The organism is Rhizobium sp. GW821-FHT14E12 (assembly GCF_058803745.1).
On record NZ_JBXAPH010000013.1, the window covers coordinates 25,963 to 40,401 of the forward strand.

The window sequence follows — 14,439 nt, forward strand, 5'->3', positions numbered from 1 at the left end:
CTCCTATATCGCCAGCGCTTTCAGCAGGCCTTGATTGTCCAATTCGCCAGTCTTCAGCTGCCTCAACAGCTTCCGGTAATAATCCCCTTCATCGGCACGGTTACTCGGAGCGTCATGCGGGGGGGTCGGATCGGATCGGGCGGCGGCGTCCCCGCGCATGACGTATTGAGATTGCCAGTCGAAAACGATCGGTCGCGTCGCATATCCGCCGGCGCTCTGGTAATCGCGTTCCTCAATTTCGCCACGCCTCAACAGATCCCGCAGAATAACGTCATCGAAGCCAGCGAGGATGCGATGCTTGACCGCTTCAAGCGCGGCGGTCTGCTTTCCATTGGTCAAGCTAAGCTTCCGTAATTCCTGCAAACGGTTCGCAGCCTCGGGATCGGAATGCTCGCCCCGCAGGCGGTAGATTTGAGGAAAGGATGGCAGGTTCAGGAGTTGCCAAAATGCCTTGAACTCACGTTTGGGATCGGGCAACAGTCCTAGCTTCAGGCCAAACACGAGGCTGGCGATAGGCCCCATAACGGCGCCGTGGCGGCGGTCGAGATGGTAGTTCAGCTCGCCGTCTTGCAAGCGATAGCTTCCGGACATCACCCGTGCGTACCAGCGAGCCACCATTTCGGGGAAAAAGAAGGTACCGGAATAGGCGATCCCCAGCGGACATGATGTGGATACCAAGCTCGGATTATCTCTGTGGAAGATACCCATGGCGAAATCGTCTTGCATGGACACGCCGGGTAGCGAATCCAAATATTCGCCGTTAGCGTATCCGGTACAGAATATCACGATATCGAAGTCAAGCTCGCGTTGGCTGTGCTTGAAGCGGCATCCCTGGGGTTGAAACTCGTCGATTTCATCGATGATGGCTTCCACCTGACCATTCGCGACCATCTGGACAATCCCGTCATTGATCTGGACGACCGGCTGTTCCCGGAACTCATCCAGATTGGGAAGTAATCCGCTCTTCTGATATTGACGATAGTAGTCGGGCATCGAATGTCGGATGCGCTCCAGCATTTGCGCCGGATCACCGTCCGCGAGAAGGCTGGCGGGCGATTGAAAATCGTTCGGCACGAAACCGGCCATTCGCGGCATGATGAGTTTCGGGCGGCGCATGGCCCAATAGACCTTGCTGGCGCTTTTCGTTGCATCTTCCGCAATGTCCATGCCACTGATGCCGTTTCCGACGACCAGCACGCGCTTGCCGCGCAGGCACTCCTCGTCGAAGTAGGAACCAGAGTGCATGACCTGCCCCCGGAAGCTCGACAATCCGGCAAAATCTGGTTGCCAAGGCTTCCAGAACAAGCCTTGGCAAAGAGCAACTCCATCATAAATATCCGTGCGGATTTCGCCATCTCGCTTGACCGTCACCTGCCATCGGTCGGCGCAGGCGACGATCTTCGTCACCTCGGTGCGGTAGCGTATATGCGGAGACAAGTTGAAATGTTCTGCATAGGCTCTCAGATAGCGCTGCATGTCCGAAACGCCATAAAAATGCCCGCCGCCGGAAGGCCCGCTGAAGTCCGAAAAGACACTCGTATATTTTGAAGTCTGGAAACGGACCCTCTTATAGGCGCCCGCCTGCTTGTTTTCCGAGCGAAGCAACCAGACACCGCCCAGATCGGGCTGCCTATCGAAAACTTCCGGCCTATGCCCCTCTTCGAGCAGGGACTTCGCCATTACTAGACCCGCTGGTCCGGCCCCGACAACGGCTATTCTTTTTCCCGTCTTTTCGGCTAATTCCTTCGGCCTCTCGATATGTTTGACCAAGGGGGGGGCATGAACATTCGGCTTCGCCTGCGCGCCAATCCCGGCAATAGGCGTCTCGCGACCAAACCAGTGACGATGCCTTGCGAAGGCATAGCCCGGCAGAGCAATACGATGTGGGTGCAGGCTCCCGAAAGCATTGGTATCTGCATCGAAGTCGCCTCCGGCAACCCAGAGCGAAGCGGCGCGATCATGGCTGCCGCCAATCAGCGCCTCTCGAATCTGCGCAGACCGCTCGGGGTCGCTCGATAGAGATGCTATGCCTTCATAAACCCCCTTCTGACCCAGCGTATTGTGGTTGTCGATAGCCTTTTGGCGCTCTTGCCATTGATCGAGACAATCGACCAGATTCCCTATGGAAGAAGCCACAATGGCGAGACGATGCTTGAAACCCACCCTCCCCGTCTGCAACGTATAGGCGACATCCACCAAATCCGGCGGATCTCCCGTCTCCTTGCGGGCAACCAGATGGTCGCGCAGACGGCTCGCATTGGCCTTCAGCTGCTCGGGTCGTCTTGCCGACAGGACAACAAGCTGCGGACCATCCCCACGGACTTCCATGTTCGGAAGTGTCTTTGGACGATATTCCTCCACCACCAGATGGGCGTTGGTGCCGCTGAAACCGAAGGAGCTGACACACGCCATGCGTTTCTCACCGCGCGTATCCCACTCGCGCGCCTCTCGCGGAATATAGAAGGGCGACCTATCGAGGTCGATATGCTCGTTGACGGTGTCGCAATGAAGCGTTGGTGGAATTTGCCGATGTTGCAGGCTTAGCAGCACCTTGATAAGCCCGGCGACCCCCGCCGCGAGGGCCAGATGGCCGATATTGCTTTTAACGGAGCCAAGCGCGCAGTAGCCGGTCCCTGCCCCGAACTCGTTGAATGCCTCGCTCAGCGCTCCGACTTCGATCGGGTCACCCAGCTTGGTTCCGGTGCCATGGGCTTCCACGAGGCTTATCTGTTTGGGATCGATGTCGAAACGGCGATAAATTTCGCTGGTAAGCCGCCGTTGCGCTTCAGGATTCGGTGCGGTGATGCCGTTGGTCTTACCGTCCTGGTTGGTTCCCCATCCACGGATGACGCCGTAGATCGTATCTCCTTGCGCCACCGCGTCTTCCAGACGCCGGAGGACGACCGTGCCGACTCCTTCACCAGGGACAAAACCATTTGCCGCATTGTCAAAGGTGCGGCAACGCCCTTGGGGGGATAACATGCCAGCCTTGCTGGACAGGATATGCAATGTCGGGCTAGCCATTACGCACACACCGCCTGCGATGGCCATATCGCTATTGCCGAGCAACAGACTGTTGCATGCCTCGTTGACTGCGACCAATGCCGAAGAGCAGGCCGTGTCGATGGCCAAACAAGGCCCATCGAGATTCAGGAAATAAGGCATTCTGGCGGAAAGAATCGAGCTCGAACCACCGGTGAACACCTGGGCGCCAGCTTCCTCGCTGGGGCATAGGCTGGCGTAATCTCCAGTCGCGCAACCAACGAAAACGCCACAACGCTGGTTTGCCAAGCCGAAAGGATTGTATCCGGCGTGCTCTATGGCATGCCAGCAGTTTTCCATGAACACCCGCTGCTGCGGATCCATGCATTCGGCTTCGCGCGGCGAGATGCTGAAAAACTCCGCGTCGAACGCATCGACCTCCTCTAACAATCCCATCCAGCGGCAGGTCGTCTTGCCCTTGGCTTGAGGGTCGGGATCGTAGAATTTCTCCGTTGACCATCGGCTCTCGGGAATCTCGCTGATGCAATCGATGCCTTCTATGAGGTTGCGCCAGAAGGCATCAATGTCGGCTGCCTTGGGAAAGCGGCCAGCCATGCCGATAACCGCGATATCCGTGCTGCTCCGGGGAAAATCGCTTTTCGTGGATTCGACATTGCCGCAGGGCACCTCCGTCTCAAACGAAGCGGCGGCCTCGGTCCGATGCAGGGCGGGTTCAGGCAAAGCACTGAGTTCCGCTGTGCCATCGGTCGTATTGTCTTGTGACGACACACCGCCGGACAGCAGCTCCGGGGAACCCGCTCCGACATAGACCGTCGAAAGATAGGCCGTCAGCGCTTTCACGTTCGGAAACTGGTAGAGATGGCTGGCACGCAGCTCGACCCCATAGGCCGCCGCCAGTGTCTTCGACCAAGTTATGGCCGTCACCGAATCCAAGCCCAGATCGACGAAACTGCTATGGGGATCGATGTCCACCGCATCGAGCAGCAGTTCCTTGGCCAAGCTTCGAACGACGCCCGCACTATCAAAAGACCGGACCGTCTCCTTTGCGACACCCACGGCGATCAGTGGTGAGGACAAATCGGGCTTTCCCGTATCCATTGATGACGCACCGTCTTCTATCCGTATCGCATCGGCCGGCACGTGGTCGAAAGAAGCTGCCACAGGCGCCGCGCCACCTTCCAGATATCGCGTGAGCGCCGCGACGGTGGAATGCTGGTAAAGTTGCGTTGGAGACAGTGTCGTCGACAGATGGACGTTCAGCTTTCTGGTCCAGATGACAGCCGTGACGGAGTCCAGCCCCAGATCGATGAAACTCGCCTGGGTATCCATGTCGTGCTCATCGAGTTGGAGCTCATTCGCCAAGCTTTGCACGACGATCTGGGCGATTGCGGGCAAGCGAGACGACGTCGGAGCGACGGTGCTGATCTTCTCCACGACAGGCGATTGCACTATCGCCGACTCCCCGACGGATTCCGCAGATAGGGACGTCTGTCCGAGAAGATACTCCAGAAGCTTCGCCAGACTCGGATACTGATAGATCTGTGACGGTGAAAGCTCTAGGGACAATTGCTGCCGGAGATTTCTGGTCCAGGTGACCGCGGTGACAGAATCCAATCCGAGATCCGCGAAACTTGCCTGCTCGTCTAGCTCATCCACCGCCAGCTGAATTTCAGATGCGAGGGTTGTTTTCAGCACCGAATCCAAACGTCGCCTGGTTTCGTTCGCAGCACTCACCACAGGGATCTGCTCTCCTGCCGCCCCTTCAACACCCAGGCCGAATTCACTATCGATCAGGACGGCGACGGCCGGGTTGTGGTAGAATGTTTTTTCATGCATCGCGAGCTCGCCAGCGACCACCGCCGACAATTGCTGCACCAATGGCGCAAGCCTTTGCTGCTTCTTGCTAATTAAAACTTCGCGTGACCCCTGTGCTGCCCATTGCTCAGCCAGGCCATGAGCCTGCGCCAGAACTTGCTTGCGGGGAAATACCGCTAATCCCGGCAGTCGCTGACGTAGCTGTAGTCCCTTGTATGGCATGGCGCTCAGGAGGATCTCCCGCCCCAGATCGAGGCCAAACCGCATCGGGAAAGCCAAGGTCGATCCCGCGCCCGGCGAGAAACCATAGGAAATATACGGGGAGTGATAGACGCTTTCCTCAGCAAAGAGCGTGGCGTCGCAAAAGAGCCCCATCGACCAGCCTATTCCGATGGCATGACCCTGCATGGCCGCAATGATCGGGATCGAGCACTTCAAAGGCAGCTCATACAATTTGGCATCGGTGAATTTCGCCTTGCCCTGCTGAATGGCATGCAGCCCTTCCCGTGTACCGCCGGTGCAAAAATAGGTGTCATAGCCGGTGATGATCAGAACCTTACATGCCGGCGTATTCTCCGCCCAAGCCATGACCTCTTTCATGGCTGATATCAGCTCCCCGGTTAGGGCATTCTTTGTCGTCCGGTCTTGTAGTCGAAGGGTCGCAATCCCCCTGCCGTTGATGGAAAGTTTAAAGGAGTGATATGGCAGCGGCACAGGCTGACCGAGGTCCAAAGCACTCGAGACGGCAACGGGCTCGGAAGAGAGGTTGGGCAGGCTCGGCCAGACTGGATAGCGCGAGACATCGCCGCCAGGAGAGAAAACCCGCTTCCAATGCGCCTTGAGTAAGTTTCCGGTATCCCCTGCTTTCAGCAAAGCTTCCGCAATAAGGGAAACCTGCTCCGATATTTCGGACTCTGGAACGGCATGCAGGCCAATGCTCTTCGACTGCCACTGCCTTCCCTTCAGCACGTCTCCCGCCAGCATCCTTAAGGTGGCAGGGCGATCGCGGAAACGTATTTTCAGGAGTTGCCGGACGAATGCGGACAGTCCGGCTATATCAACTCCGTAGCCGTAATGGCTAGCGGCATCCACGACCAGCAGGTCGCTCGCTGTTGCAAGCAACCAGCCCAGGCCGACGGCATCCCCATGCAATGCCGAGAAGATTACCCACGGTGAATTTTGCATGGCCGCGACCAGACCATCCATTTCATCCGCGGCAAGGTCGGACAGGTGATGGCGCAGTCCTGATTCGGGGCCGTGCAGGATCACGGCTTTGACAGCGCCTTCAGCACTCCCCGGGACGGCGTTCAGAGAACGCTGGAATATGTCGGTAAGCACTGTAACCAGCTCGGATGCGCTGCCCTGCGAGGCCAGGTGTACATGCGCTATCGCGTTGTTCTCGCCTTGCATCGTCAATCTGACCGTGCCGGGCGAAACTAGGTGGCTTGCGAGATGATCTCCCGCCGCCACTGAATGCGCTTCGGCAACAAACAGGCTGGAAGCCGGGTCCGACAAGCTTATCATCCTCGATACTGTCTCGCTCTTGGCTAGTGCCATCTCTCCCGCAGGCTGCAGCCGAATTTTGCCGGCATCCGCCTTGCTCCGATCGTTCACCGCAAGAGTGTGTCTAGGGCTCGAGAGCGCAGCCGTTGACGCTGGCGGCAGTCGTTCCGCCCCTTTCTCGGATACCAAGGAAGACCCAAGGGCCATGTGAGAGGGCAACGTATCCAGCCAGAAGCGTTGCTGTTTGAAGGGATAATTAGGTAGGCGCATCTTGCGCGGACGCTCTGCCGGTGAAAGCGACGAATAGAAATCCTGCCATGGGATCTCGGCGCCCTGTACCCAGGACTGCACGATCTGTTGGAAATCCCGTTGCGCATACGACGTCTGCCAATCGCCTGCGGGAATGGTTTCCCCGACACGCTGCCGGTAGAGCCTGGCAACCTGCATCCCTTGCCGGTGGGACCGCAAGGCCTCGAGCAGTTCTTCCGTCGAATGAGCGATGAAACCGCAACGTTCAGGCATCGCGCTACGTCCCGTTTGCAGAACGAAGCAGAGGTCGGCGATCTCGCAATCGCCATGGGACAGGAACTCGATCAACCGATCAAGATATGCATCGAGGCGATCCGCGGTCCTGGCCGACAAAACAAACATACTTGGTGCGGCCGGCCTGGACGAACCGGCCGCCATAGTGCGCGTATCGACATACTCCTCGACAATGAGGTGAGCATTCACGCCACCGGCGCCAAAAGACGAAATGGCTGCACGGCGCGGAGATTGTGTAGCCGGATCCACCTGCCAGTCTTGAAGCTCATGGGGCAGAAAGAAAGCCGAGCCTGCCAGATCGATCTCGGGATTGGTCTCCCGGCTATGCAAAGTCGGCACCAGTTTTCGATGGCGGAGTTGCAAGACGACCTTGGTCAAGGCTGCAATGCCAGCCGCGGCCTCCAGGTGTCCAATATTCGACTTTACGGAGCCCAGCGCATAACGCTTGTCCTCGACCCCGTTTGCACCAAACGCACGCGTTATGCCGCGAAACTCGATGGGGTCTCCCAGTGCCGTGCCCGTACCATGGGCTTCGATGTAACTTATCGAATCGGCATCGCATCCCGCTTTCGCCAATGTCTCGCTGATCAAGGCGTATTGAGCGGTGGGGCTGGGCACCATGTAGCCATGTGTTTTTCCCGTGTGATTGATGCCGCTACCGCGAATGATCGCATAGATGCTATCGCCATCCCGCTGCGCCCGCGCCAGCGGCTTGAGGATCACCGCGCCGACGCCCTCTCCCGGAACAAATCCGTCTCCGCCAGCACCGAAGCTCTTGCAGCGACCTTCGCTCGACAACATGTGTGCAGAGCACAGCACAACGTAGTTGGACGGATGCAGATATAAGTTTACGCCTCCGGCAATAGCGAGGTCACAACTGCCGCGTTGCAGATGGCCGCAAGCCTCATGGAGAGCGACCAACGAACTTGCGCACATCGTATCTATCGCAAGGCTTGGCCCCGTCAGATCCAGGCAAAAGGACACCCTGTTGGCAATGGAGCTGAACGACGTCCTCGGCAAGAACACCTTGTCCTGGCGCCAGAATTCAGGGCCGTATAGTTCAAAGCCTGTCTTCGTCGCACCGACAAATACGCCGACGCGCTTGCCGTAATCCCGAACTAGGGCCTCCTTGCTGCAGCCCGCATCCTCCAGCGCCTCCCATGCACATTGAAGGAAAAGACGTTCCTGGGGATCAGTCAGATAGCTTTCACGGGGAGAAATGGAAAAGAACTGCGGGTCGAAGTCCGCGAAACCATCGATAAATCCTCCCCACTTGCTATAGCTCTTGCCCTCACGCGCGGCCTCCTCCTTGCCCGGCAGAAAAAAACCATCCAGAGACCAGCGATCGAGGGGAATGGTATCGATGCAATCCCTACCGGCGGCTAGGTTCCGCCAGTATTCGTCGATATTGGCAGCCTTCGGATATCTCCCCGCGATACCGACGATGGCGATAGGGCCATTGTCACCGCCCTCATCCAGCATGGCCGCGGCCGCGGCGGGGTTGATTTGCGGAGTGATCGGGAGCGCAGAGATGCTGATGGTGGGCTTTGCAATTACGACTGGCTGCTTCGCTTTTTTGGGTGACGGCGCCGCTTTGCTTCTGGCCCAACCACGGCTTTCATCCGGGTACTCTGTCACCAGATATTCCGCCAGGCTCGCAAGAGTCGCGTGCTCGTACAGCATGGCAGAGCTAACCTCGGCGAAGAATTCGCTGAGCCCTTGCTGCAGATGAATGATTTTCACCGAGTCCACACCGTAATTTTCGAGTGGAGCACGCGGGTCGATACGCTGCGGCGACAGTTTGCAAAGGCGCCCTAGCAACTCGCGCAGCCTGTCGGTGATGGTCGTCAACAGGGGAACTTGGCTGTCGTTGACCGTTTCGGTGTCGACCTCATCCGACGCATTGGTTTCGGACCCTTGGTCGTCGTGCGATCCGATGGCGATCGCCCTGTGCATTTTCTCGACATCGCCGTAGATTACCATGAGCTGCTCGCTGCCGCACGCCAGCGCCACTTTCAACGCGCGCATGCCCTCACCGATCTCCAACGGCTGCATACCGATCTGCTCTCGCAACACGCGCTGAGCGTGCTCATTGAGAAACATCCCCTCTGCCTTCCACCAGGGCCAGTTAATGGAGATCGTCCGGCCATGGCACGCAGCACCAGCGCACTTCTGATTTCGATAGGCGGCGTAGCCATCCATGAAGGCATTGGCCACCGCGTAGTCACTTTGGCCGGCATTGCCCATCGCGCCGGCCAAGGAGGAATAAAGTACGAAAAAGTCTAGGTTCAAATGACGGGTCGCCAGATCCAGATTCACCGTGCCTGCCACCTTAGGGTCCAGGACATCGGTGAATTCCTCGGAGGTTTTGCGCAGCGCGGTAGCGTCACGCGTTACGCCGGCGGCGTGAAATATACCGTGAATGACACCGTGTTCCTGCTCGACCGCAGCAATAAGCTCTTCGCAGGCAGCGAGCTGGGTGATATCTGCCGAACGGTATTCGATATCGACGCCCCGGTCCTGCATCCGTGTCAGGATGGCCCCCGCAGAACTATCCGCAAACTCGGAGCCGGAACGGCGACCGATCAGTATCAGCTTGAGGGATGGAGCATCATCGCCCAACTGTTGCGCCAGAAGCGAGCCCAGCGCACCGCTTCCGCCGGTAATGAGATAAACACCGTTCTCACGCCAGGGCATGTCCGCAGCGGTCGTATCCGGCATATCCCTCCACACGCGTCGCATAAGCCGGCGGTCGCGATAACGGACCAACGACACGTCGGCGTGATTCCGGCTGCGATAAACCTGCTTATACAGATCGGATACGTCGTCTTTCGTCAGGTCGCATTCCAGCTCCACCACCTGCCCGACAAATGCCGGATGCTCCATGGCAATGCTGCGCAACATGGCTTCGAGAGCTGACAACAATCCGCAATGATGGGCAGGTACGACCACCTGCACGCGCACGGACGACCTGGCATCGCCTACCAACAAAGCTTTCAAGCCGACGAATAATTGCAACGCGATGTCGACAAATGACCTATCGATCTGCAATGCAGCGGACGCTATGATCTGGCAAGGCTCATCCGTCCATTGAAGGGAAAGTCGTTTGGCGTCGTCGGCGGCCCAACCGCAAAGAAACACATGGGTGCTGCAACGAGCAATCCCGTCGACGGTTTGCAATTGCGGCAAATTTTCCCATTCGGGAACCATGAAGGCCAACCTGGAGTCGGCGGGAGCGTCTACATTCGTCGCCTGTTGGAAGACCTCACCGGCGTCGGAGCTGGCCTCGGCTCGAAGCTGGTTTTCCCGCGCTGGAAGCCAATAGCGTTCGTCGGCAAATGGATAGGTGGGCAGACTGGTCTTGCGAGGTTTGCACCACCCACGCCCCGCCTCGGCATATAGACGAGTCCAGTCCAGATCCACACCCTCTGTCCAGACCGTCAGCAACTCGATGTATTTCTGCTTGGCAAACCAGCTATCGATTAGTTCGTGAATATCTTGATCGTTCGTAAGCAACGGCAGCAGCCTGCTTCCCGCCGCCCTGCCGCCGGAAAAGACCTTCAGCTCGTTCGGTTTCCTCGCGAGATATCCTTCCAACAACGCGCGAAGCTCTTCACGGGAATGCGCGATCACCGCCAGGCGCTCTTCCCAGGGCTCACGTCCAACTTGCAGCGTATGGGCAATGCTTGCGAGATCGGCGGGCGGGCGCATCCAATACCTTGCCGTTTCGCGCTTATCGCCGCCGGCCTCCTCGCAATGTTCAAGATAGTCGATCAGTTGGCGAACCTGCAGGATCAACTGTTCCGGGGTGCGCGCCGAGAGTGGAATAAGAAAAGGGCCATTCACGTCAGCCGGCTCAACCGGAGGCACATCCGCCCGTGGAGTATAATCCTGCAAAAGGATATGAGCGTTCGATCCGCCGGCACCGAAGGAAGAGATGCCGGCGATACGCTTTTGCTCCCATCCTTGCCAGTCCTGCCGCGCGCGCACGACGGAAAATGGGCCGCTCGCAAAATCGATATGGGAATTCAGCTGCTCGGCATGTAGCGATGGGAACAATTGCCCCGCTTGCATCTGGCCGATCACCTTGGTGACTCCCGCAATGCCCGCCGCCGCTTCGCAATGCCCAACATTAGACTTGACCGATCCAATGGCGCAAAATTGCTTTTCCCGCGTGTCCTTGGAGAAGGCTTGGCTTAGCCCGGAAATCTCAATGGGGTCGCCGAGCGAGGTTCCGGTTCCATGCGCTTCTAGATAGCTCACTGCGCGGGCATCGAGCTGCGCCTGCTTCAATGCCTGACGAATGACATCCCCTTGGCGTTGCGGTTGCGGCACGCTGTAGCCTTGACTCTTGCCACCATGGTTGATGGCGCTCCCCTTGATGACCGCATAAATATGATCGCCATCGCGCTCGGCATCAGCCACGCGCTTCAGGCACAGCACGCCAACGCCCTCCGATGGAATATAGCCATCGCCCTCCGCGCCGAAACTATGGCAGCGACCGCGCACCGAGATGAAGTGACCGCGGCTCAGCAGATGGTACTTATTGGGGTGCAGATTCAGATTGACACCACCTGCCAGCGCCATATCGATGCCGCCGGACGCCAGTTCCTGGCAGGCAAGATGCAGGCAGGTCAGCGAACTGGAACACATCGTATCAACAGTCATGCTGGGGCCGCGCAGATCAAGCACATACGATACGCGGTTGGCGATACCGGCGAAGCTGCTGCCAACCAACTGCTCGGGATCGTTGTTCGTGCAATGGATGTACTCGCTGCTCGTGACGCCCGCGTAAACCCCGACGTCCCCGCTGCCGGGTTCGCCACCGGCAGCTTCGCTTTGCCGACGCGCCTGGGCAAGCGAACTTCGGCAGTAACCCGCGTCTTCCAGCGCCATCCAGGCGTGTTGCAGGAACAACCGCTCCTGCGGGTCCATCATTTCCGCTTCACTGGGGGCTATGTTGAAGAATAATGGGTCGAATTCATCCATTCCGGCAATGAAACCGCCCCATTTGCTTGCATGTGCGCCCGGACGATCGCCGCCCTCCGATCGGAAAAATGCCTTCCAATCCCAGCGATCTTCCGGAATCTCGGTTATCGCATCCACACCATTGGCCACATTGTCCCAGAACTCGATGATATCCCTTGCCATGGGATAACGCCCCGACAGACCGATGATCGCTATGTCCTCGCGGTGTCCGACGAGGCCGTTCGACGACGCGGAGATGCTCGGTGACTTGGGTTGCGCGATCTCCTTGGGAGACGGTATTGAAGTACCACCATCTCGCCCGACCTCGACTGGCGGCGTGCGCTTCTGTGCTGTGGGCGACGTCTGCTGCAGAAGCATTTCAACTTGGGGCGCATAACTGGCCGCAAAATATCCGGCCAGCTCATCCACGGTGGGATATTGAAAGAACAGAGTCTTCGGAAGCGTTCCGAAGATCTTCTCGAGCTCCCGCGTCATTTTCATCGTATCGACGGAATCGACACCGTACTGACCGAGCGGTTGATCGGTGCGAAGCTGCTGCATCGAGAGCTTTAAGGTGCTGGCGACGATTAATTGAAGATGGCGCCTGACGGTATTGAGAAGCGCAGCGTCGTCTCGGTGCTGTTGCGCGGAATTGTCGATCGGCAGTATCGGATCGTCGCCCGGTTCGGCATGCGGCTGGACATCGCCCCCACCCCGTTCCTGCGTGAGCTGTTGTGCCAGCCTGTGCCTATCGCCGGCGGCGACCAGCAGCTCGGTGCTACCCGCCATTAAACCTTGATGAAACCCCTCGACGCCCTGCGCTGCCTGCATCGAACTCATCCCGGTCTCGCGATACATGCGCTCAGCCCGGCTGGCAGACACTCCCATGCCGCCATCCCAAAGTGGCCAATGGATGCAGAGTGACGTACCGCGCGCGTGCCCGTGCACCACTTCGATTTGCCGCTGCGCCGCGTATTCCGACATGAAGGCGTTGGCGGCGGCATAGTCGCCTTGGCCGGTATTTCCAAACACGGCGGTACCTGATGAAAACAGGACAAAGAAATCGAGCGGCATATGCCGGGTCGCTTTGTCGAGGTTTACAGTGCCATGGACCTTCGGACGCATGATGCGCTTCCAGCTGTCCGCGGCCTTCTCCGCAAACAATGCATCCTCGATCACACCTGCTGCATGCAAAACGCCATGCAATGGGCCGTGATCCTGCTCGATCCCGGCAATCAGATTTTGGACGGCCTGCTCGTCGCCGATATCGACGCTGTAGTAGAAAACCTTGGCTCCGGATGCCCGCAGCGACCGGATGGCCTCTTTCTGGGCGTCCTCCGCAGCACTCAGCGGGCGCCTTCCCAGGAGGATGATGCAGGGTGAGTCCACGGTCTGTGCAATGTCCCGCGCAAAGGTCAGCCCGACATGACCCATGCCGCCGGTTATGAGATAGCGACCCGCATCTCGCCAGCTATGCGCCGGCTTGCCTTCCGAGATAGCCAATGCTTCCCAGTGCTTGCCGGCACGCTCGGGAGCGTAGCGCACATAATCCATGTCGCCGTGTATAGCCTCGTCGGCCAAAACCCTGGCCATCTCCGTGACGGACAACCCGGCATCCCACGAGACAATCCGAGGTGTCAGCGTCGGATACTCCTTCGCGACACATAACAACATCGCATGCGCGCCTCGTGCAAAGAGCGATGCTCCGTCGACAACCACATGGAGAACAGTCGACGTCTGCGGTGACGCTGACAAATAATCTTGCAGGTAAGTCTTCAGGCGAAGACTCCCGTCGGTGAAGCGATCGGTCAACCCTTCACCCTCAAGCCCGAGCGACTCTATCTCTGGCAAAGCGATATCGACGGGCCAACATGCTTTCAACGCATGCACCAGGTCCGCGGTCTGATGCGTGACGCCGCTGGAACCGAAGTCCCCGAACAGAACAATGCGATGGTGGCTCGACTGGTCTTCGACCGGTCTTCCGGTTTTCATCGACGCCGAACGCCAGACGGGACGAGCCAGCAGCAATTCGTTCTTCCGCGCTGCTTCAAGAACCTCGGGGCAATATCCGCCCGTGTAATGGACGGTCAGCTCCGATGGCCAAGACAGTGATTGGCCTCGTAGCAGCTCGTCATTCTCGATTTTTCGCGCGATGTCAGCGAGCGATAGAGATGTCGAGGCCAGTGTGAAGCCAACCGCATCGCCCTCCTCCGCCGTCAGCGCTACCACCAGAAGACGCTCGTCCTCTTCTTCCAGGAAAAGCGGCTGTTCAAGGCTGATGTTTTTCAGTTCGAAGCCCGGCCGGTCCGTTCCTGATATATGAACGGCGGCTCGGATCAATTCCAGGCAATCGGCCGTCTGTAGAATCCGCGTGCCGTTGGCCGTTCGATCGGCAATGAGGCCTTCACGTCCCGTCAAAACACAATAGAGCAACATTCTGCCCGTCTGGTTTGGCCCATGCTGCCGCACCCACCGGACGTCTCCGGTCTCCGCAACACAACCAGAGGACTGATAGTCACGCAGAAGCGCGAGCGCCTCTTCGCGCGTCAGGAGCTCTTGTTCCACTTGCCAGAAGATGTCGGAGTAAAAACGTGCCATGAAAAACAC

General features: G+C 58.3%; 1 protein-coding gene. It reads right to left on the minus strand.

Annotation, left to right across the window (positions count from 1 at the left end; translation table 11 throughout):
- Positions 1 to 3: 3 nt before the first annotated feature.
- Positions 4 to 14,430 (minus strand): SDR family NAD(P)-dependent oxidoreductase, encoded by a 14,427-nt coding sequence (locus AC1RO0_RS28855; RefSeq protein ID WP_498595977.1) that lies wholly within the window; start codon positions 14,428 to 14,430, stop codon positions 4 to 6.
- Positions 14,431 to 14,439 lie beyond the last annotated feature (9 nt).

Bases quoted from the DNA above. Each gene is read 5' to 3' on its own strand.
- AC1RO0_RS28855 (WP_498595977.1), bottom strand. From the start codon at position 14,430: ATGGCACGTTTTTACTCCGACATCTTCTGGCAAGTGGAACAAGAGCTC.